Raw genomic sequence first — 20,154 nt, forward strand, 5'->3', positions numbered from 1 at the left:
TCGGTTGAAATTGAAAACCAATGGATTCACGTCGATCTTTTTTGAAGAAAACCGCTGTTATGAGCTCCGGAACAGCACTTCTCAACAGCCTACCTCCCGGATTGAAAAATGCGCTGGCAATTAACGCCCCTGAAGGCTCAACATACTTAGACGCAGAACATGTAGTTTTCTTGATGCAAGAAAATCGATCATTCGATCATTGCTTTGGCACGTTGAAAGGCGTTAGAGGGTTCAATGATCCGAGAACGGTTACATTACCCAATAAGCTGCCTGTTTGGTTTCAACCGCTAAATTCGAATACGGTACAAGTTCCTTTTCGTCTCGACATGGTGAATTCAAAAGCTACTTGGATGAATTCCCTTCCTCATTCCTGGTCGAATCAGGTAGATGCTCGAAACAATGGGAAATACGATGGTTGGTTAACTGCGAAAAAACACGGCAATAAAGACTATAATGATATTCCGGTTACCCTTGGCTACTTTAATAGGCAAGACATTCCTTTCTATTATGCATTAGCAGACTCGTTTACGGTTTGTGATCATAATTTTTGCTCTTCTCTCACAGGCACTACTCCCAATCGTTTGTATTTCTGGTCGGGAACCATTCGAAAATCCATCGATCCTAAAAGCATGGCACATGTTTGGAATGGCGACTCAGATTATGGTAAGGAGGTGGAATGGGAAACTTATCCGGAGAAACTGGAAAAGGCAGGAGTGTCGTGGAAAGTATATCAGAACGAAATAAGTGTAGGAGTAGGGTTCAATGGAGAAGAAGATGCTTGGTTGGGAAATTTCACTGATAATCCTTTAGAGTTTTTTAAACAATACAATACCTACTACTCTGCAGAACATCAGAAAGAAATTCAACGTGCATTGCCCAAAATTGAACAAGAACTTAAAGATATTGAAGCCAAACTCAATACAGATATAACTGAGTCTGAAAGAAAAAAGTTGACGGCAGCTTACAAAAGTAAAGTTGAGTGGATTGATGCATACAAGAAGCGACAATTACAGTTCAAAGAAAAAGGTTTCGAATCGGAATTTGCAAAAGCAATTCACGATAAAGCATTTACAACAAACAAAAGCGACATCAACTATCACTCGCTCGAAGATTTAGTGTTTGAAGACGGCGGCGAAAAGCGTAGTATGAAAATTCCCAAAGGGGACATTCTTCATCAATTCAGACAGGATGTAAAAACAGGCAACCTGCCTACTGTTTCATGGTTGGTAGCACCCGAGCGTTTCTCAGATCATCCGGATAGCCCATGGTATGGAGCCTGGTACATTAGCGAAGTATTCAATATCCTCACAGAAAATCCGGAAATATGGAAGAAGACCATTTTTGTAATTACATATGATGAAAATGATGGTCAGTTCGATCACCTCGCCCCATTTACTCCACCAAACCCTTATCGCCCCAATTCAGGCAAAACATCCGAAGGAATAGATGTAAAAAATGAATACGTTACTCACGAACAACAATCCGACTATCGAAATTCACGAGAAAGCCCAATAGGACTTGGATTTAGAGTGCCATTAATTATTTGCTCGCCCTGGTCAAAGGGTGGCTGGGTGAATTCACAAGTATTCGATCATACTTCATCCATACAGTTTTTGGAACATTTTCTCGACAAGAAATGGGGAAAGAAAGTGGTAGAAACGAATATCACAGATTGGAGAAGAACCATTTCCGGAAACTTGACTTCGGCGTTTCGACCGATTGCTGTTGATTCTACAAAGAATCCAAACCCAGTTGAAAAAGATCCTTTTTTGCAATCAATTTTTAATGCTCAATTTAAAAAGGTGCCTGATGGTTATCAAACAATTACAACTACGGAGCTGATCAACAAAACCGCAGTTGAATTAAAATCGTATTTGCCCGAGCAAGAAAAAGGGATAAAGCCCGCTAATGCATTGAAATACGAAATGATTGCTGATGCCTGGTACGACAATTCAAACAATGAATTAATTCTCTCGTTAGGTTCAGGAACAGATTTGTTTGGAAAGGAAAGTTTAGGTGTGCCATTCACTGCCTACGCAAAAAATTCATTTCGGAATGAAGCAAGATACAATCGATCTTATGCTGTTAGATCGGGAGATACCATCAGAGACCGATGGATGCTCGCCGGTTTCCCAAATGAACAATATCAAGTAGAACTTTTGGGACCTGATGGATTTTACAGAGAATTTGAAGGGTCGGCGGCCGATCCTAAATTGAAAATAAAATCAGGGTATCGTACCGACGGTAAATCGAAATGGTTAGTTTTAGAATGTACCAACAATACTGAGGAAATTCTGAGTTTACTGATTGTTGATCCGGTATATAAAAAGAATGCCACCAAATTTAGAATCGTGCCCGCTACTACCAGAAAGCCATTTACTGAATTGCTGATAAATACCGACGCATACAATGGTTGGTATGATATTACCATAACATTAAAGGGATATAATGGCTACTTAAGACGGTATGCCGGAAAAGTTGAGAATGGTAAGGAGTCGACAACCGATCCATTGATGGGTAAGGAAGTTTAAACTAAAAAGAGGCGGTTAACACCGCCTCTTTTTATCATCAGATAGAATCCGATTTATTTTTTTAGTACTCTTTCAAAGAGTTTAAAGATTCGTTTGTATTCGTCCGTCCAACTACTTGGTTCAACAAAACCGTGATCTTCCATAGGGTAGGAGGCTAATTCCCAATTATCTTTCCCTAATTCAATCAATCTTTGGGCAAGCTTTACCGCATCTTGGTAATGCACATTTACATCAACCATTCCGTGGCAAATAAGCAAGTCGCCTTTCAATCCATTCGCAAAATAGAGCGGACTGCTTCTTTTGTAGGCGATGCTATCATTGGCGGGTTCATTCAAAATATTAGCGGTATAGCCATAATTGTATTGAGCCCAATCCGTTACCGGTCTTAATGCAGCACCGGCGCTGAATACATTGGGTTCAGTAAACAAGGCCATAAGAGAGATAAAACCACCATAAGACCCTCCGTATACCCCAATATGGGCAGGATTTACACCATAATTTTTTACCAAATAAGAAACGGCATCTACATGATCTGATAGGTCTTTTCCTCCCATATGACGATAGATTCCGGTTCTCCAATCGCGCCCGTAACCTGCACTTCCGCGATAGTCAATGTCCATAACAGTGTAGCCATTATCTGCCAACATGTTATTGAACATATACTCTCTGAAATAAGAACTCCACCATTTATGGGCATTTTGCAAGTATCCTGCACCGTGTACAAACAATACTGCCGGCTTGTTGGGGTGCGGATTCTGTGGCGTATAAATTCTAGCATACACCATCTTCCCGTCAGCTGCAGGGAAGCTTATTACTTCCGGATCTCTCCAGGCATAAGACTTAAACAAGTCCGATTGTGCTTTATTTGTAATTTGTTTCGCTACTGCGCCCGGTTTGTTTTCTTGCAAATACAGTTCCCAAGGCTTGTTCGTATACGAATAAAGAATGGCCAACCATTTTTCATCGGGAGACAGTGTAACTTGGTTAGCTCCTGTCATAGTTGTCAGTTTCTCTTTCTTTCCATCAACAATGCTTAAACGATAATAATGTTGTTCGCCTGGATGTACTTCGTTAGTGGTGATATAAAAATATTTTCTGTCTTTGGACAAAAGTGCAGACTGAATTTCAAAATTGCCACTACTAAGCGCAGTTGTTTGCTTGGTTGCGAAATTGTAGGTGTATAAGTGAGAATAGCCGGTTTTTTCGGATTGAAACCAAAAAATTTGGTCATCAATCCACCCAATATTAGCACCAAATCCGATACCGGGGCCGGCAACCCAGGCTTCATCTCTTTGGCGATCCAATAGACTAAGGGTTGCAGTTGCGGTATCCCATTTTAATAGCCATCTGTCTTTGTTGTCACTTGCTCTTACATCCAATACACAATTTCCTCCTTTCAATGACCAACTAAAACTTCCTGAAGAGAGGGTTCTCACAGTTGCAGCCTTTTGCTTTCTCTCTAATTCTTTAGGATAGTCTTTTAGGTAGTCTGGTAAATCTTTGCTCCCCTCAATATTGTCGATTTTCAAGTTATAAACAGTGTCTTTCACTCGGTCATAAATGAAAAATTCAAAACTTGCTTGAGCTCCCCCAACTTTTGTTCTTGCATTAAGATCAGTTGTATATCCTGATTCTGTTACATAGCTAGGTACAATTGTTGAATGCTGATTTGCGGCTTGCTTCATCAAACGGTAACTCACAAAACGTCCGTCTGGGCTAATTCCAAGACCTGACATGAATTTGTCATCGATTGAAATGGAACGTAACGATTCTGTTTTGAAGGATCTATTGTATTTATCTGTGGCTTCTCTTTTGTCTTTGCGTTCTTTTAAAATATCGAATACTTGCAATTGGTCGTTTTTTAACCAATTGTCTTGACTGTTTGCATTCGAACTCCCCGATTCCCCTCTGCCACCTCTCTGACCTTGAAAAACTGCAGGTGCATCAGATGCCCCAGAGGATCTGATATTGGTGAGTTGCTCTGTTTCTCCGGTAGCAATCGTCCATGCATACATATTTTGATTGCGGATATAAACCACCCTGCTATCATTAAAGGAAAACTGGGCACCTAGTTCAACTTCAACCGTTTTAGTAATATAGATTTTCTTTCCGGTTTTGATTTCTTCATAAACAACATCACCATTTTTTTGATATACCATTGCAGTTCTGGCGGCATTGTAGGTGATTCTAGAAATTTGATTCTTTTCGAATACTTCCTTACCACTTAGTTGACTTGGAGATAAATTGGTAGTACTGATAAAATAAACGGAATCTGCAGGACCACTAGTAGGGTTCCAATTAAAATAAAGGGTTTTACTGTCGTTACTCCATTCTGGCGCACTAGGTTGAGTGCCCATCCATTGAGGATTTTTCATGATTTTCTCAACTGAAAGTGGGCCCAATTGCGCGAAGCTAGATCCGGCAATCAATAAACTGGCAAGTCCGAAAAGCAGTTTTCTCATAAATTTTAGTTTGGACTACAAATCTAAGTTTTACGAATGCAAACCGCTCACCGTTATCCGATTATTCAACCGTTGGCATAAAATAATGTGAACAAGAGCGTTGTCTTGGAATTGTGCTGTTCCGAGTAGTATCCCTAATAAAAAGGTGGGGCCCCATTTGAAAATGGGGCCCGTGTCCTTGATTTATCAAACAAAAAACTAACTATTTAAATCTGAGATTGAGTGAAAGATTGTATGCTTCTAATCCGGTAGTTTGCTGGTACATCCCTGTTCGTAGTTCCAGCATGTTCCAGTTTTTGATTCCAAACACCCCTTTCGGAGGTGCAATACGAACATTGATACCGGCATACTGACTGTTCATTGCCGCATAGTCGTAGTTGCTTGTGTAGTATGTTTCAGTTAAAGCATGTTCGGAATAGGGTCTGAAATAATTGGATGCGGTTTGAGTGTAGAACCGGTAAAAAGGACTCACTGATACAAACTGCGTTAATTTAACCGGCAACTCTAAACTAGCACTGTGCGAAGTTACCCCCCAGTTGTCGGTGTAAAATCGATAAAAGGAGCGGAGTATAAAGCGATCACTCAAATAGTAATTGGCTCTCACGCCAATCGGTAATTTAAATCTGCTGCTCGGCAAGTTTTCAACTTTTACAGTTCCATCTGTAAAGTAAACCCGGTGGAAAGGAAGCCCTAAATAGCCATTTTGGCCAACAAAGTCGCCTACCAACGCAACCTGCAATTTCTTATTGATAACCTGACTTACCGAGTAAGAAAGATCGAACGTATTTCTAGATTCACTAGGAATTCCGCTGCTGGCTTCACTTGATGAATTCACTCTAATTGTTCTACCACTGGCCGTGGTAATAGTACTATAAGTAGGAGTACTCGATTCTGTTGGAGCGAATTCGGATGGTTGAATCATTTTTACACGATCGAAATAGACTTGTGCCTTTAATGAAACTTCTCGGTTCTCATCAAAGGAGCGCTTCGCAAAACTTACATTGGCCCCATACGACTTGTAGTTGTATTCATTTGAATAGGTCAGCCCGAAACCGGTTTCCTGCCTTTTGGCATCATTGATGATTTTCCAAGTTACAGAGGGATAAATTCGTGTTCCCCCTGTTGCCGAAGCTCCTGTTTTCGAAACATAGGCTGAGGAAGCGGCGGTATGATGATCAATTCCTAGTTCCCAATCAACCGTCTTCTTTCTACCGTACAAATCATAACGGGCTAACTTTAGTTGCACTATATTCGAAACATCGGTTAATCGCTGCGTTCCGATACCTCCTGTAATAGCACTGTGGTTACCGGTTTGAGAGTAGTAACTTGATAGTATATTGACTTCTTCCACATGCAAATCCATGCGTTTGTAAGTAGTGTCGGATGAGTTTTGCCCAAATCCTACAAAAAAAGCTAGAATAATGCCGACTAATGAGAGACAGATTTTCTTCATGTATTCGATTTAAGGAGATAACTACTAGTTACAGCCGCAACCGCCGCCGGCTTTGCCACCATTAGCACCTGAGGAACCTTCGCGGTAGGTTTGAAAACTCATATCGCCACGTTCAATTTTTCTGGCAGCCAATTCCATTTCGGCATCATTTAGTTTATTCTTTTGATATGGTCGAACGGTTGCGCAAGAAGTACCTACTAAAATGATGATCATTCCTGCAATTGAAAAGAACCTGATTTTCTTCATTGTTTACGATTAAGAGAGGTTAATATTATTTGAATGATAAAGTCTGTTATGATCATCGATAATCACGCATGATACTCCCCCAAGTTGATTAACGAAATGCAATCCCGCATCAAGTCCCATGATAGTAACAGGAGTAGCCAAGGCATCGCAGAGCTCTGCATTTGGAGACATGATGGTTACGCTTTTAATTCCTGTAATAGGGTATCCTGTTTTTGGATCAATAGTGTGCGAATACTTTTGCCCTTTTATCAATACAAATTTTTCGTAGTTGCCGGATGTGGCAACGGCACCATCCTTCAATTCGAAATAAGAAAAGGGCCATTGTTTTGCATCAGGGTGTGCAATACCAATTGTCCAAGCACTTCCGTTCGGTTGTGTGCCCCATACCGTGAGGTCTCCCGATGCATTTACAATTCCACTTTCAATTCCTAATTCTTTTAATACTTGCTTGGCCCTCTCTGCCGCATATCCTTTCCCGATACCTCCAAAGCCAATACGCATTCCTACTTCTTTTAGAAATACAGTAGATGCTTCTTGGTTTGTCTCGATATTTCTATAGTTGATCAAGCGAACCAATGACTTTGCTGTAGCCTTGTCTGGCAAACAATCCATACTTCGATCAAAATTCCACAATCGCTTATCAATGGAACCATAGCTTAAATCAAAAGCGCCTTGCGTAATTTTAGAAATGTGATTAGCCCGAATTATTAATGCTAGTGTCTCCGCACTTACTTTTACAGCAGCAATACCTGCATTGCGGTTTATGGCATTGGTTTCACTGGTTTCTTTGTATGTACTTAGTAATTCTTCGATACGTTTAATTTCTGCCACAGCCTTACCAATGCAGTAATTGGCCTCCGCTTGAGATGCGGTTACTACCGTTACCTCAAATCGGTTGCCCATTAAAAGCATTTCTTGTCTGTAGGCTTCTTTCATCTATCTCGATTTATATGAGTAGATATCATCTCTAATTCTTCCCAAAAATGACGCAACCCCTTCACCGGCATACCCGTCATAAATTTTGATCACTTCTCCCTTTTCATTCATCAAAACAGTTAAAGGAAATTTCCCTTGAGTATTGTAGCGCTCTGCCAATGCGTCGTTGATCTTTTGTTGTGCTGCCGACAATTGATTCTTTTTCAATCTTGGGAAATCGGCATTCACCAAAATCAGATTGTCTTTCACTAGTTCATCAAAACCTGGATCAGAAAACACTTCTTTATGAAGTCGAATACAGGGCACGCACCAGTCTGAGCCAGAAAAGTTCAATAAAATCAATTTGCCCTCTTGTTTGGCTTTAAATTGCGCTTCCTGCCAATTGGTGAGCCAATCCGTTTTAGAATGGAAAAGGGATATAATTAGGAGAAAACTTAGAAATTTCATGAGTAGTCATTTCTAAGGTGGATGGGTAGAAAGCTTTGTTTAGTTGGGTAGGAGAGATATTATTTTTTGTTAATGCGTTGTGAACGGTTTTTTTTAAAAAAAATGAGAATTCGTGGTTACATCCTAGTTTCTTGCTTTTACCAATAAGAAATAGTTCTTAAAACATCTAAAAAGTAAAAGTATGAAACATCAAATCCTATCAGCAATCGCCGCGATCGTTTTATTCGCTTCTTGCTCAAAAACCGCTTCAGATACCACAATGTCTAGCGATGTAATTGTTCCCAGTTCTTCAGTTCCCTCTTCAATTGTATCTGGCTTTACCGCCGACAATTCAAAAGCTTCTGAGTTAGAATGGAGAAAAGGAACGGACGATAAATTCAAAGTACATTTCAATGCCGACGATAAAAGAGTGGAATCAAAATTGGATGACAATGGACGTACCACAGCAAGTCGTGTTGTAAGCGACAAAGCAGTGCCAAAAGCTGTGCTTGATGCATTTGCTGCAAACTTTCCCGGTGAAACAGTTTATGAGTGGAAACATCGCTCTGATGGAACATGGAGAGCGCATTTCAATAGATCTGGTGTAAAATGGGAGGCAACATTTAGCGCTTCTGGAACTTTACTCAAAGCCGAGAAATCTGCATAATATTTACCATAAAACCGATTGAAAGTTCAATCGGTTTTATTTCTTTTCTAGAGTTTGTATAAGATCCAATATCCTCTTTGATTTTCCATCTTCTGTTTTTGCATCCTCAATTTTCTTGATCCAGGCCCTCTGGAAGGCCGTAGTTTGAGCTTCGAATTCTTTCCATAATACAGGCTCGAATGATAAACTGTCTTTTAAATAATCAGGTATCGCAGGTATTCCTTCATCCTCAAACAAAGTAATACTTACACGGTCGCCAACCGTTTTTTTGATTTTCTTTCGAACTGCAGCGTTAATTGGCAAGAATAGCGATCCATTTCCCATCGGCATCAGGTGATATTGTTCGAAATTGTAGTTATCTATACTGCCTTTTACAATTCGCCACCCAAATGGCTGATTTTGGGCTGTTTTTATCCCAGGCAAGGCCACGTAATACCATCCCCCCTTTCCCGGAAACCTTTCAATTATGAATTCTCCCTTTATAAAGGCATTTTCTGAATAAGAAGCTTGCATAGATACTAACAAGTGTTATCTTTGAAAGATAAAGTCAAATCTAATCGATTCATATGAAAGAAGTTGTTATCGTTTCTGCAGTGAGAACGCCCATGGGTTCATTTGGTGGTTCGTTAAAAGGTTTTAGCGCTACTCAACTTGGAGCCGTTGCTATTAAAGGTGCGGTAGAGCGTGCCGGAATTCAACCCGATCAAATTACCGATGTTTACATGGGTTGTGTGATCCAAGCCAATTTAGGTCAGGCCCCTGCTCGCCAAGCAGCCAAGTTTGCAGGTCTTCCTAATCATGTGAATTGTACCACTGTCAATAAAGTGTGTGCTAGTGGGATGAAAGCGATTGCGCAAGCTGCACAAGCGATTGCTTTAGGCGATGCTGAAATTGTGGTTGCAGGAGGTATGGAAAGCATGAGTAATGTTCCGTTTTACTTAGATTCGATGCGTTGGGGAAATAAATACGGCAATGTGAATGCCATCGATGGTTTGGCAAAAGACGGATTGACCGATGTTTATGACGGAAAAGCAATGGGAATAGCCGCTGAACTGTGCGCAAGAGAATGCAATATTTCTCGAAATGATCAAGATGAATTTGCTATCGAAAGTTACAAAAGAAGTCAAGCCGCTTGGGAAAATGGATCTTTTAAAAACGAGATTGTTCCTGTGTTGATTCCTCAGAAAAAAGGTGATCCCTTAGTTTTTGATAAAGATGAGGAACCCTTTAATGTGAAGTTTGATAAGATTCCTAGTTTGAATCCTGCGTTTATAAAAGATGGCACCGTTACAGCCGCCAATGCGTCTACCATGAACGATGGAGCAGCTGCATTGGTACTTATGAGTGCAGAGAAAGCAAAAGAACTCGGATTGAAACCACTTGCTACCGTTGTATCGCATGCCGATGCTGAACAGGCTCCTGAATGGTTCACCACTACGCCTGCACTGGCCTTGCCAAAGGCGCTGAAAAAAGCGGGATTGTCAAATGATGAAGTCGATTTTTGGGAACTCAACGAAGCTTTCAGTGTGGTAGGTATTGAAAATACCAAACGCCTCGGTATTGACCCTTCAAAAGTAAATGTTCACGGTGGAGCAGTTTCGCTTGGGCATCCTTTGGGTTGCAGCGGTGCTCGCATCATCGTTACTTTGATCAATGTTTTGGCAAAAAACAATAAGTCAATTGGTGCTGCCGGAATTTGTAATGGAGGAGGTGGTGCTTCTGCAATGGTGATAAGATTGCATAAATAATTCACATTGTCAAGAGTCTAAAATCATCTTTCTATTTGATAGGCTTCATAAAGGATTTTTAAAACCAAGTGTAGTTTTGTTCTGACAATATGGAAACAGTTGTCAACCGTCGTTTTAAAATCCTATATCAATTATTTGATCGTACCCCGCAAACTTTGCGGGGTATTTTTTTGAGCAACAAAGAACCAATCGAAGGGGTAGGGTGCTCCCAAATGCTTTGGGGGATTAAAAAACTCTGTGCTCCAATCGTATTCAATTTTTTCTCTCTTAATGATCGTAAAGCCTAATTCATGTAATGTATAGTCTAATTCTTGTTCTAAGAAGTGTTTGGTTGGTTCTTCATCAATATCCCAAACACCTTGACGAATATTATTGGCAATTTTCTCGGCTTCTTGACCTTGATAAGTGATGCTTCGAAAACGATCAATGTTCAATTGGAATCCCAATTGTTCAGCCCATAACTTCGACTCTAATGACGGTACGACTAGTAGTAAATAGCCATTTTCGGATACTGTTGATGCTATGTTTTTGAAGAAAATTGAACGCTTCTGATGGTCGGCTATCAAAACGGCATTTACACAAAGCGCTAAGTTGTAGGTGTGTTCAACAATGTTAGGGATACAAAAGTCGATTCGCTTATAATGTACTGGTAAGTTTGTGTAGGTAGATTGACAGATGTCAAGATTTTTTTGTGAAATATCAACTCCGGTGACTTCTAAACTCAATTGTGAAAGAAATGAGAGCCATTTCCCTACACCACAACCGATATCGATGATCGACTTTGCATTTGCACTGTATTTCTTTAATGCCTTTTCAATCTTCTTCTTTTTATCATGCTTCCTAACATCAAATATCTCTTCTTCATACTTCGGCGCTATGTCTTCCCAGTACGATCTTTTCATGTTTTCTGTTTTGGTGAGCTAAAGAATTAAAACGAATTTAGTGAAATGAGTTTTGATATTATTAAATTAAATCACGACAGTGCTTTAGACCTGGCTCATCTTAGCCGAGAAACTTTTAAAGAAGCTTATTCAGAATTCAATACTGAAGAAGACATGGCTTTGTTTCTTAGCACCCGTTTTGCTATTGAAAAACTTATAGATGAATTCAACAACCCCGATTTTGAGTTCTATGGCGCTGTTGACTCTAATGGTATATTAAAAGGCTATTTAAAATTAGCGATTTTAGATAAGTACGGAAGAAGAGGCGACTGTATAGAACTGGCTAGAATTTATATTCTTCGTGAAGCATACGGTACCCGTTTAGGACATCAATTGATGCAAAAAGCACACGACAGAGCAGCTGAATTCGATGCCTCAGAAATTTACTTGATTGTTTGGCAAGAGAATGAAAAAGCGATTCGGTTCTACAAAAAATGGGGCTTTGAAATTACAGGAACACAAACTTTTCTGTTAGGAACAGATCTGCAAGATGATTTTGTTATGACCAAGGTTCTGAAAAATAAATTAACTTCCAACAAATAATTCAAAATGAAAAAAGTCATTTTACTTGGTTTGCTGGGCCTATCAATTTGTGTTCGTGCACAAGTGAAGCTGCCTTATCAGATATTCAATTCTAATGGCAAGAAAACCAATTATGGTAAAATGATCAAAGCCATCTCCGGTGCAGATATCGTAATGTTTGGTGAATTGCACAACAATTCCATTGCACACTGGTTAGAGCTAGAAGTAGCAAAGGACTTGGCAGCCAAACGATCTCTTGTTTTTGGCGCTGAAATGTTTGAGACCGACAATCAAGAAGCACTTACAGCGTATGTGCAAGGAAAGATCAGTGCAAAAGGACTAGACTCATCGGCGCGTTTGTGGAAGAATTATCCAACAGACTATGCACCAATCGTGAATTTTGCTAAGCAACAAAATTTGTTCTTTGCTGCTACCAATGTTCCACGTAGATACGCTTCATTAGTAGCCAAGGGTGGTTTTGCCGCTTTGGATACACTCCCCAACATCCAAAAAGCATGGATGCCACCACTTCCAATCGCTTACGATTCTACATTGCCCGGCTATACCAAAATGATCGAAATGATGAAAGGGCATGGAGGATCGAATCTTCCAAAAGCGCAAGCCCTGAAAGATGCCACGATGGCCTACAATATTTTAAAATACAGAACGGAAGGCTCCTTGTTTTTGCATTACAACGGGTCATTTCATTCCGAAAACCATGACGGTATTTGTTGGTACCTCTGGCAAAAGCAACCAACGCTCAAAATCTTGACCATCACAATTGTAACTCAAAAAGAGCTCGATAAAATGGAAGCCGAACACAGGAATACAGCTGACTTTATCATTGTGGTGGATGAAGACATGACGAATACTTATTAAGAGGAAAGAGGAGACGAGGAAAAGAGGAACGAGGAAGGTGCCTTTTAAGAGGAAAGAGGAGACGAGGAAAGGAGGAACGAGGAAGGTGCCTTTTAAGAGGAAAGAGGAGACGAGGAAAAGAGGAGCGATAAATAAAAAAAGCGCGGCAGATTCAGGAAAAAAAGGATGCGAAGACAAACACATCTTTGTTATCAATAATGGTAATAGGTGCCTAATTTTTAATTATTTAACTCTTAATTCTTAATTACTCCTGTCTGCAGGTTTTCTTCTTGATTTTCTAATATGCTTTAGGATCATCTCCGCATGCACTCTTGAGTTCTCAATAAACAATCGGTGAGTGTTCATTCCACCGCATATTACCCCTGCTAAATACAAATGGGGGACATTTGTTTCATGAGTCTTTTCGTTATACGTGGGCTTCTTCACTTCATCTTTCGACAGCTCTATACCTATTTTCTTTAAAAAACTCAAATCGGGTTGATAACCGGTTAAAGCGATAACCCAATCATTGGGTATGGAAACCTTCCCTTCTGGGGTTTTGATAGTAACACTGGTTTCATCAATCGCCGATACTTCACTATTGAAAAAAGCTTTGATGCTCCCTTCCTTGATCCGGTTGTCAATATCGGGTCTAACCCAATATTTCACTCTTTGCCCAATTTCTTCCTTTCTAACCACCATGGTCACATCGGCACCTTTTCGCCAAGTCTCCAAAGCTGCATCTACTGCAGAATTACTGGCTCCAACCACTAATACTTTTTGCATGGCGTAAAAATGCGGGTCTTTATAATAATGGGTCACTTTTGGCAAATGCTCACCAGGGACGTCTAATAAATAGGGGATATCATAAAAACCGGTTGCAATCACAACATGATCGCAGGTATAAATGCCTTTTTCACTATTTATTCGAAAGCGCGCTTTTTGATCTTTCAAACGCTGTATTTTGACCACTGGTTCAAAAAGACGGATATTCAAATTACTGCCTACGGCTACTCTCCGGTAATATTCCAGTGCTTCGGCGCGGGTTGGCTTCGGGTTATTACTTACAAAGGGTACACCTCCAATTTCCAATCGCTCCGAAGTGGAAAAAAAAGTCATGTTTGCCGGGTAATTGTACAAGGAGTTTACCAAACACCCTTTCTCCAAGATTACATAATCGATCTTCGATTTTTGTGCTTCCAAACCACAGGTGAGCCCAATGGGACCGCCACCTACAATAACGATACTGAAATGTTGCGTTTTTGCCATAGCCTTGCAAAGATACCAAGGATGCCTCAATAAGTGATTTTCAGCGGAATAATGATCATTTTTGGGCTAAATTTGTATTGTTTTTAAACAGAAACACGGTTTAAAAACAATATTTGCCCCATTGCCGTGCAAACAATATTTTTGCGTTCGCAAACCCAAATTGAGTTGGGGGCAACTTAAAAACTGAAACGTTCGCTAATATGGCAAGAATTATTACTATTAGAGAAGCACTTCGCGAAGGAATGAGTGAAGAGATGAGAAGAGACCCTAATGTATTTTTGATGGGTGAAGAAGTGGCTGAATACAATGGAGCTTATAAAGTAAGTCAGGGTATGTTGGATGAGTTCGGACCCAAAAGGGTGATCGATACGCCGATTGCTGAGTTAGGGTTCGCTGCAATTGGGGTAGGTGCTGCTCAAAATGGTTTGCGTCCAATTGTTGAATTCATGACTTGGAACTTCGCCGTATTGGCGTTGGATCAAATTTTGAATACAGCTTCTAAGATGTTAGCAATGAGTGGTGGTCAAGTGAGCTGCCCAATCGTTTTTAGAGGCCCGAACGGTTCTGCCGGTCAGTTGGGAGCACAACACTCTACTGCATTTGAAAGCTATTATGCGAATATTCCCGGTATTAAAGTTATTTCAATCTCTAATGCATACGATGCCAAAGGGTTGATGAAAGCCGCAATTCGCGATAATGACCCGGTTATGTTTATGGAAAGTGAATTGATGTACGGCGATAAGGGAGAAGTGCCTGAAGAAGAGTACATCATTCCAATCGGAAAAGCCGATGTTAAGAAGCAAGGACGCGATGTTACCATCGTTTCTTATAACAAGATGATGAAAGTAGCCTTGGGTGCTGCTGCAGAATTAGAAAAAGAAGGAATCAGTGCAGAGGTAATTGACTTGAGAACCATCCGTCCACTCGACTGGATGACAATTTTGGAAAGTGTGAAGAAAACCAATCGTTTGGTAATTGTAGACGAACAATGGCCTATGTGTTCTGTATCATCTGAAATTGCTTACAGAATTCAAAAAGAAGGATTCGATTATTTAGACGCTCCAATTCGTCGTATCACAGCCGCAGATGCTCCTTTACACTATGCTCCTAATTTAGTGGCTGCTGCTTTACCAGACGTTCCAAAAACAGTAAATCTGGTGAAAGAAGTTATGTACATGAAAAAGTAATTCCCTTATAACGGATAAAAAAAAGCCCCGGACTACAATCCGGGGTCTTTTTTATTGACCATTGTAACTTAAAATGATTGAGTGATTCGGGCGAACAGCAACACAAAAACATACATTGCGCCGATCGTCATACCGCCTAAAAAAGCGAGTTTCATAATCACGTTACCTACATGAGGAACGGGTTGCAGTTTTACGGTCGATTTCATAGATAATTGTATTGGATGAATAATGAGGCTAAAATACAAGCCAAATCGAGGAAATGCAAGCCCTGAGCTTTCCTAATGCAGAAATTTACAAGAGAACCCTTACCATTCCATTAACTGATTTTCGTAAAAAACCCATTCCGGTAGCTCAAATCTGGGTTTCTGACGAATTGAGTACCATGGACTTAATGTGCTGCTACTTGGGTTTTTTACGATGTGCATGTCCTGTGCAGGCATATAGCTGTTCATTAATAAAAAAATTTTATCACCTGCATTGTTTTCAGCAACATCCATTACCATCGCGGCATGGCCGGGGCTCCCTCCCTTTATAAATACATCTCCCGGGCGAATTGCTTCCAAACTCTTCTTGGCTTTCAATTGACTAGCTAAACTCAATGTTCCGCACCAACTGAAAACATGTTCTAGGTATTTGTTGAATTCGGTACGACTACCCGTAACCGAGAATCGGTACTCTTTCCTATTGTTGTCGAAGAAAAGGATCGGCCCCTTGGTCTTCTTTTCATACAAATATTCTGCTCTTAACCGCATCACAGCGTCTGCACACTGTTGTAGATCTTTATTTCCCGTACTGATATTAAGAACTGCAAATGAAGGCCATTGATTTCGTTTACGATCACCATTGTACAAATAAACGGTTGGATCGGATTTTAAAGCGAATTGTTGCAACCAATAGCTAAAACTGGCACTGTCGTAAACAACCCTCGAATATCCGGCCGGAAGAGGAATCTCACAAACTTTTTGGATCGCCTTTGCAGAAAATTTTATGGTGGTACTATTCCCGTTGGTACACGCAACCAATGGAAGCCCCAAAAAAAGTGGCAAACTTATTGCCTTAATAAGGTTCCGAAACATAGTTGTATTTTTGTAACGCATCCTTGATGCGGCCTCGCACTAAATCCATAGAAAAATTTTGTTAAACATGAGTTCGATTTTGATTATTGACGACGAGAAAGCGATCAGAAAAACCCTTTCGGAAATTCTGAGCTACGAAGGATATAAAATTGAAGAAGCCGGTGACGGCGAAGAAGGGTTGAAGAAATTCAAAGAGAAAACCTTTGATGTAGTCTTGTGTGACATCAAAATGCCCAAACTCGATGGAATTGAGTTTCTTGATAAGAGCCGCGAAGTAAATCCGGATGTACCGGTAATTATGATTTCCGGCCACGGAACCATAGAAACCGCTGTAGAAGCAGTTAAAAAGGGTGCCTACGACTACATTTCCAAGCCACCGGATCTCAACCGCTTGTTGATCACGATCCGAAACGCCATGGACAAAACCAATTTGGTGGCTGAAACCAAAGTGCTCAAACGCAAGGTGAGTAAAGTGGAAGAAATGATTGGTCAATCGGGGCCTATTTTAAAAATAAAAGATACCATCGAGAAAGTTGGACCAACCGATGCAAGGATTCTCGTGACCGGTGAAAATGGAGTAGGAAAGGAGTTAGTGGCTCGATGGGTTCACGAAAAAAGCAATCGAAATACAGGACCGCTTATTGAAGTAAACTGTGCAGCCATTCCAAGTGAACTAATCGAAAGTGAATTGTTTGGCCACGAAAAAGGATCCTTTACATCTGCTGTAAAACAGCGCATTGGAAAATTCGAACAAGCCAGTGGTGGTACGCTCTTTCTTGACGAAATTGGAGATATGAGCCTTAGTGCGCAAGCAAAAGTGTTGCGTGCCCTTCAAGAAGGAAAGATAACGCGCGTTGGAGGTGATAAGGACATTAGTGTGGATGTGCGAGTTGTAGCCGCAACAAATAAAAATCTATTGGAAGAAGTAGATGCGAAAAATTTCCGTCTCGACCTATATCACCGCCTGAGCGTGATTTTGATTCATGTTCCTTCTTTAAACGATCGAAGAGACGATATTCCGCTTTTGGTTGAAAAATTCCTTGGGGATATCTGTACAGACTATGGGATCGCCAAAAAACAAATTGAACCCGCGGCGGTGGAGGGATTGCAACAACACAATTGGACTGGTAATATTCGAGAATTAAGAAACGTTGTAGAGCGTTTGATTATTCTCTCGGGTAAAACCATTTCACGTGACGATGTAGAGTCGTACGTTCTTCCTAAGAAATAATGGTTTCAATATAAGCATCTATATCCGCCGGGCTTTTCAAGTAATGGAAATTCGACGGATTTTTTATGCCTTCTAGAAGATAACTGTTCGCGGAAAAATAGAATTCTACGTCTGCGTTTTTAGCTGAAAGTTCGTCAAACAGTTCTTGAATGGGAGGTTTACAAGAATTTGTAATTAAATTAAAGTAACATTCTTTAACTCCCTTGTAATTAATTAAATAATTCAATGTTTTTGTATCAACTTGTACTCCAGCATACAGTATTCTAACCCCGGCCTGCTTCAGCATTCCTTGAATAAGAAGCAGCGGTAATTCATGTGTTTCTCCAACAGGAGTAAAGAGTAAAACCAATCGGCCTTTACCAGTTCTCACCGGCGTTAACTTATCGATTGCAACAATTAGCTTTCGCATAATGGTGTAGCTCGCAAAATGTTCTTGGGCCGGAGTAATATGCCCGGTGAGCCAAAACAGACCAACTTTATTCAAGAAAGGAAAGAAAACATCTAACATTGCTTTTTTAAACCCATAGGATAGAACTACCGAATCGGCTACCTCACTAAATGCAATTTCATCTAGGTCGATAGAAGCCTCCAAGAGCTGATTCACCAATTGGCTGTTCTCTAAATTGTTTTGATCAACTCCCAATGCCTTTGTTCTCTGTTCGTCTTCCGATAGCGACATGATTTCGGAGATCTTACATCCATTATGGTACAACCAGGCGATCCTTAACAATTGCTTCAAATCATCGCTGGAATAAACGCGATGTCCTGAAGGACGTCGCGTTTGCTTGAAAACAGGATACCTCTGTTCCCAAATTCGAAGCGTGTGTGCTTTGATATTTGTTAGGTTTTCTATATCGGCGATGCTGAATTGTACCATCTTTCCTGTAATATTATCCCAAATGATGCAACAAATATATTGTTAACCTGCCCCAAATGGGCAAAAAATCAATATTCTGCCTGCTGAGTGCCAATTTAATATGGTATTTTTGACAGGATTTATAAAATTACTTGCATGAGTTCCAACGATTTAATGACCGTAATTCTAATTACCCTACTGTTAAACATGCTCCCCGCATTTGGAGCTTCTGGTATGTTTAAAAAGGCAGGCGTGGCTTCTTGGAAAGCTTGGGTGCCCTTTTACAATACGTTTACGATGATCCAAATTGCGAAACGACCCAAACATTGGTTCTTTTGGCAGTTCATCCCCGTTGTAGGTTGGTTTATTACACTAGGTATATATATAGAATTTGTTAAGCCATTTGGGAAGTTTACGTTTTTGGAACATACCATGGCCTCCCTTTTAGCACCTATCTATTTTGCATACATTGGAACAAACAAAAAAGACCGTTTTGTTGGAGTAGAGGCAGTAAAGGCTTATAAAAAGTCTTCTGCTCGTGAATGGCTCGATGCGGCAGTTTTTGCCATTGTAGCTGCCACCCTTATCAGAACATTTGTTTTTGAGGCTTACACAATCCCAACCGGATCAATGGAAAAAACATTGCTCGTGAATGATTTCTTATTCGTGAGTAAGTCGAGTTATGGTGCAAGAATCCCAAACACTCCTTTGTCAATACCTTTTGTTCACCACACATTACCGATACTAAATACCAAATCTTACAGCGAACTGATTTATATTCCCTATACAAGATGGTTCGGCTCTCCTGTTAAAAGAAATGATGTAGTAGTGTTTAATTTCCCTGCCGGCGATACGCTTACTTTAGAAGAAGATTCTAAAATTCCATATTACGATATGATTGATGCACGTGTTACTCAATTAATGGGTACTGCTGCCTTTGTTAAGCAATTCCCGGATGCGAAGCAAAGGGCGGCTCAAGCCTATGAAATTGCTCGTAATGACGTGTGGGATCAATATACCGTTAGAACAAGACCGGTAGATAAAAGAGAGAACTATATAAAACGTTGTGTTGGTATCCCCGGTGATACGTTGGAAATAAAAGAAGGGATCCTTTATGTAAATGGGGAAAAAGCTTTCTTAGCCCCCGGATCAGCAAAAAACTATTTGGTTCAAACGAATACTCAAATTGACGGGGAAATGCTCAGGAAAGCCGGAATCCAAATCAAAGAAACGGCAGATGAGTCTGATTTTATGAGTGTTTCTGCCAATCAGTATGAAGTTAATCTTACGCTTTCCGAGTTAGAATTGATTAAAAAAGTTCCAGGTGTAGTATCTGTTACTCCTGAAATCAATCCGGCCAATTACCTTATTTTCCCTCGTGATACTTCTGTTGCTAATTGGTCAATTGATAATTTTGGACCGTTGGGCGTACCTAAAAAAGGAGCTATTATTGAACTTTCCAAGAAAAACATTGCGTTCTATAAACGTGCAATCACTGTTTACGAACAAAACAAATGGGAAGAAAGAGACGGTAAAATTTTCATCAATGGCAAAGAAGCATCAACCTATACTTTTAAGATGGACTATTATTGGATGATGGGAGACAACCGCCATCGTTCGCAGGACAGTCGCTTCTGGGGGTTTGTACCTGAAGATCATATCGTTGGTAAAGCCTCTTTAATTTGGTTGAGCCTCGACAATGGTATTCGCTGGAAACGATTGTTCAACATCATACGATAAATAAA

The 20,154-nt window shown here is 40.3% G+C and carries 19 protein-coding genes; 8 read left to right on the plus strand and 11 right to left on the minus strand.

Annotated features, from left to right (window positions below):
• Positions 1 to 20: 20 nt before the first annotated feature.
• Positions 21 to 2,531, plus strand: a complete 2,511-nt coding sequence (locus tag ACQ2HE_RS13530; RefSeq protein ID WP_430895986.1) for a phosphocholine-specific phospholipase C — start codon at positions 21 to 23, stop codon at positions 2,529 to 2,531.
• A 53-nt stretch (positions 2,532 to 2,584) separates the two neighbouring features.
• On the opposite strand, the gene ACQ2HE_RS13535 is transcribed toward ACQ2HE_RS13530, so the two are convergent.
• From ACQ2HE_RS13535 to ACQ2HE_RS13555, 5 genes are all read right to left on the minus strand, one after another.
• Positions 2,585 to 4,993, minus strand: a complete 2,409-nt coding sequence (locus tag ACQ2HE_RS13535; RefSeq protein WP_430895984.1) for a S9 family peptidase — start codon at positions 4,991 to 4,993, stop codon at positions 2,585 to 2,587.
• A gap of 202 nt (positions 4,994 to 5,195) precedes the next feature.
• The gene (locus tag ACQ2HE_RS13540; protein ID WP_430895982.1) at positions 5,196 to 6,446 is read right to left on the minus strand and encodes a DUF3570 domain-containing protein; all 1,251 of its coding nucleotides are present in this window, start codon (positions 6,444 to 6,446) and stop codon (positions 5,196 to 5,198) included.
• A gap of 24 nt (positions 6,447 to 6,470) precedes the next feature.
• Complete coding sequence (locus tag ACQ2HE_RS13545; protein WP_430895980.1) at positions 6,471 to 6,692, minus strand: DUF4266 domain-containing protein; 222 nt, start codon at positions 6,690 to 6,692, stop codon at positions 6,471 to 6,473.
• A 9-nt stretch (positions 6,693 to 6,701) separates the two neighbouring features.
• A complete protein-coding gene (locus tag ACQ2HE_RS13550; RefSeq protein WP_430895978.1) occupies positions 6,702 to 7,628 on the minus strand; it encodes an FAD:protein FMN transferase in 927 nt (308 codons plus the stop codon).
• Positions 7,629 to 8,075, minus strand: coding sequence for a thioredoxin family protein (locus tag ACQ2HE_RS13555; protein WP_430895976.1), 447 nt, complete (start codon positions 8,073 to 8,075; stop codon positions 7,629 to 7,631).
• 181 nt (positions 8,076 to 8,256) lie between these two features.
• Between ACQ2HE_RS13555 and ACQ2HE_RS13560 the strand changes: the two genes are divergently transcribed.
• Positions 8,257 to 8,721 (plus strand): hypothetical protein, encoded by a 465-nt coding sequence (locus ACQ2HE_RS13560; protein ID WP_430895974.1) that lies wholly within the window; start codon positions 8,257 to 8,259, stop codon positions 8,719 to 8,721.
• Between the two features lie 36 nt (positions 8,722 to 8,757).
• Here the strand turns inward: ACQ2HE_RS13560 and ACQ2HE_RS13565 are convergent, their stop codons facing one another.
• Positions 8,758 to 9,246 (minus strand): YdeI/OmpD-associated family protein, encoded by a 489-nt coding sequence (locus tag ACQ2HE_RS13565; protein WP_430895972.1) that lies wholly within the window; start codon positions 9,244 to 9,246, stop codon positions 8,758 to 8,760.
• A gap of 41 nt (positions 9,247 to 9,287) precedes the next feature.
• Between ACQ2HE_RS13565 and ACQ2HE_RS13570 the strand changes: the two genes are divergently transcribed.
• Positions 9,288 to 10,469, plus strand: a complete 1,182-nt coding sequence (locus ACQ2HE_RS13570) for an acetyl-CoA C-acyltransferase (protein ID WP_430895970.1) — start codon at positions 9,288 to 9,290, stop codon at positions 10,467 to 10,469.
• A gap of 131 nt (positions 10,470 to 10,600) precedes the next feature.
• Here ACQ2HE_RS13570 and ACQ2HE_RS13575 read toward each other — a convergent pair whose 3' ends face one another.
• Positions 10,601 to 11,371 carry a class I SAM-dependent methyltransferase gene (locus ACQ2HE_RS13575; RefSeq protein ID WP_430895968.1) on the minus strand — a complete coding sequence of 257 codons (771 nt, stop codon included), beginning with the start codon at positions 11,369 to 11,371 and terminating at the stop codon, positions 10,601 to 10,603.
• 45 nt (positions 11,372 to 11,416) lie between these two features.
• On the opposite strand from ACQ2HE_RS13575, the gene ACQ2HE_RS13580 reads away from it, so the two are divergent.
• Together ACQ2HE_RS13580 and ACQ2HE_RS13585 are read left to right on the plus strand one after the other, a co-directional pair.
• Positions 11,417 to 11,953 (plus strand): GNAT family N-acetyltransferase, encoded by a 537-nt coding sequence (locus ACQ2HE_RS13580; RefSeq protein WP_430895966.1) that lies wholly within the window; start codon positions 11,417 to 11,419, stop codon positions 11,951 to 11,953.
• 6 nt (positions 11,954 to 11,959) lie between these two features.
• The gene (locus tag ACQ2HE_RS13585; RefSeq protein WP_430895964.1) at positions 11,960 to 12,811 is read left to right on the plus strand and encodes a ChaN family lipoprotein; all 852 of its coding nucleotides are present in this window, start codon (positions 11,960 to 11,962) and stop codon (positions 12,809 to 12,811) included.
• A 240-nt stretch (positions 12,812 to 13,051) separates the two neighbouring features.
• On the opposite strand, the gene ACQ2HE_RS13590 is transcribed toward ACQ2HE_RS13585, so the two are convergent.
• Complete coding sequence (locus tag ACQ2HE_RS13590) at positions 13,052 to 14,059, minus strand: YpdA family putative bacillithiol disulfide reductase (RefSeq protein ID WP_430895962.1); 1,008 nt, start codon at positions 14,057 to 14,059, stop codon at positions 13,052 to 13,054.
• A 200-nt stretch (positions 14,060 to 14,259) separates the two neighbouring features.
• Here ACQ2HE_RS13590 and ACQ2HE_RS13595 point away from each other — a divergent pair, with 200 nt between their 5' ends.
• Positions 14,260 to 15,246 carry a pyruvate dehydrogenase complex E1 component subunit beta gene (locus ACQ2HE_RS13595; protein ID WP_430895960.1) on the plus strand — a complete coding sequence of 329 codons (987 nt, stop codon included), beginning with the start codon at positions 14,260 to 14,262 and terminating at the stop codon, positions 15,244 to 15,246.
• 68 nt (positions 15,247 to 15,314) lie between these two features.
• Here the strand turns inward: ACQ2HE_RS13595 and ACQ2HE_RS13600 are convergent, their stop codons facing one another.
• Both ACQ2HE_RS13600 and ACQ2HE_RS13605 read right to left on the minus strand, forming a co-directional pair.
• The gene (locus ACQ2HE_RS13600; RefSeq protein ID WP_430895958.1) at positions 15,315 to 15,452 is read right to left on the minus strand and encodes a hypothetical protein; all 138 of its coding nucleotides are present in this window, start codon (positions 15,450 to 15,452) and stop codon (positions 15,315 to 15,317) included.
• A 99-nt stretch (positions 15,453 to 15,551) separates the two neighbouring features.
• Positions 15,552 to 16,322 carry a DUF4846 domain-containing protein gene (locus tag ACQ2HE_RS13605; protein ID WP_430895956.1) on the minus strand — a complete coding sequence of 257 codons (771 nt, stop codon included), beginning with the start codon at positions 16,320 to 16,322 and terminating at the stop codon, positions 15,552 to 15,554.
• Between the two features lie 67 nt (positions 16,323 to 16,389).
• On the opposite strand from ACQ2HE_RS13605, the gene ACQ2HE_RS13610 reads away from it, so the two are divergent.
• A complete protein-coding gene (locus ACQ2HE_RS13610; RefSeq protein WP_430895954.1) occupies positions 16,390 to 17,553 on the plus strand; it encodes a sigma-54-dependent transcriptional regulator in 1,164 nt (387 codons plus the stop codon).
• Here the strand turns inward: ACQ2HE_RS13610 and ACQ2HE_RS13615 are convergent.
• Entirely contained in the window at positions 17,543 to 18,430 is an 888-nt protein-coding gene (locus ACQ2HE_RS13615; RefSeq protein WP_430895952.1) for a MerR family transcriptional regulator, read from the minus strand. The genes ACQ2HE_RS13610 and ACQ2HE_RS13615 overlap by 11 nt on opposite strands.
• Positions 18,431 to 18,565: 135 nt before the next feature.
• Here ACQ2HE_RS13615 and ACQ2HE_RS13620 point away from each other — a divergent pair, with 135 nt between their 5' ends.
• Positions 18,566 to 20,149, plus strand: a complete 1,584-nt coding sequence (locus ACQ2HE_RS13620; protein WP_430895950.1) for a S26 family signal peptidase — start codon at positions 18,566 to 18,568, stop codon at positions 20,147 to 20,149.
• Positions 20,150 to 20,154 lie beyond the last annotated feature (5 nt).

This window comes from Endoryza foliicola, assembly GCF_050589245.1.
Lineage (GTDB): Bacteria > Bacteroidota > Bacteroidia > Chitinophagales > Chitinophagaceae > Endoryza > Endoryza foliicola.